The sequence below is a fragment of the Azospirillum agricola genome, from assembly GCF_017876095.1.
Classification (GTDB): domain Bacteria; phylum Pseudomonadota; class Alphaproteobacteria; order Azospirillales; family Azospirillaceae; genus Azospirillum; species Azospirillum agricola.
Genome location: NZ_JAGINM010000079.1, coordinates 1 through 1,193 on the forward strand (window position 1 = coordinate 1; position 1,193 = coordinate 1,193).

Below are 1,193 nucleotides of genomic sequence, written 5' to 3' on the forward strand. Positions count from 1 at the left end.
GGTCACGTCCCTGAACGTGGTGTAGGAGCTGTGGGGAACCGGCCCGCCGAAGCGCCCCCCAGAGCTGGCGTAGGCGGGCCGGTTTTCCACAGCGGGGCGGTCATCGTGGGTCTTCGGTAGAGTCTGGTCACCACACCTCAACCCGACCCAAGGGTGACCACGATGACCGACGAGATGATGGCGCTTCGCGCGCTGCTAGAGAAGAACCCTGACGCTGACGTCTTGCGCGAGATGATCGGCTTCGCAGCCGAGCGGCTGATGGAACTGGAGGTGCAAGGCCTGACCGGCGCCGCCCACGGTGAGCGCTCCGCCGAGCGGCTGGTTCAGCGCAACGGCTACCGCGAGCGTGATTGGGAGACCCGCGCCGGCACCGTCGAGCTGCGCATCCCCAAGCTGCGCAAGGGCAGCTACTTCCCCGGCTTCCTGGAGCCGCGCCGCATGGCCGAGAAGGCGCTGACCGCCGTGATCCAGGAAGCCTACGTCCACGGCATCTCGACGCGCTCGGTGGATGATCTGGTGAAGGCGCTCGGCATGAGCGGCATCTCCAAGAGCCAGGTCAGCCGGCTGTGCGAGGAGATCGACGAGCGGGTGAAGACCTTCCTGGAGCGTCCCATCGAAGGCGATTGGCCGTACCTGTGGATCGACGCCACCTACGTGAAGGTTCGCCAGAACGGGCGCATCGTCTCGGTCGCCGTGACCATCGCGGTGGCCGTGAACACCGACGGCCGGCGCGAGGTGCTGGGCATGGACATCGGCGCCTCGGAAGCCGAGACCTTCTGGATCGAGTTCCTACGCAAGCTCAAGCGCCGCGGCTTGGCCGGGGTGAAGCTGGTGATCTCCGACGCCCACGAAGGCATCAAGGCCGCCGTGTCCAAGGTGTTCCGCGCCACGTGGCAGCGCTGTCGGGTGCACTTCATGCGCAACGCCCTGGCGCATGCCGGGCGGAGCGGCCGGCGCGTGGTGTCGGCCTTCATCGCCACCGCGTTCGCCCAGGATGACGCCGGCGCCGCCAAGGCGCAGTGGCGCCAGGTGGCCGATCAGGTCCGGCCCAAGGTGCCCAAACTGGCCACCCTGCTCGACGAGGCCGAGGAGGACGTGCTGGCCTTCATGACCTTTCCCAAGGAGCACCGCGCCAAGATCCACAGCACGAACCCGCTGGAGCGGCTGAACGGCGAGATCAAGCGGCGCACCGA

The 1,193-nt window shown here is 67.7% G+C and carries 1 protein-coding gene; it reads left to right on the plus strand.

Annotated features, from left to right (window positions below):
* Positions 1–162 precede the first annotated feature (162 nt).
* The coding region (locus tag J2847_RS33885) for an IS256 family transposase (protein WP_209783114.1) at positions 163–1,193 on the plus strand (1,031 nt) is incomplete at its 3' end.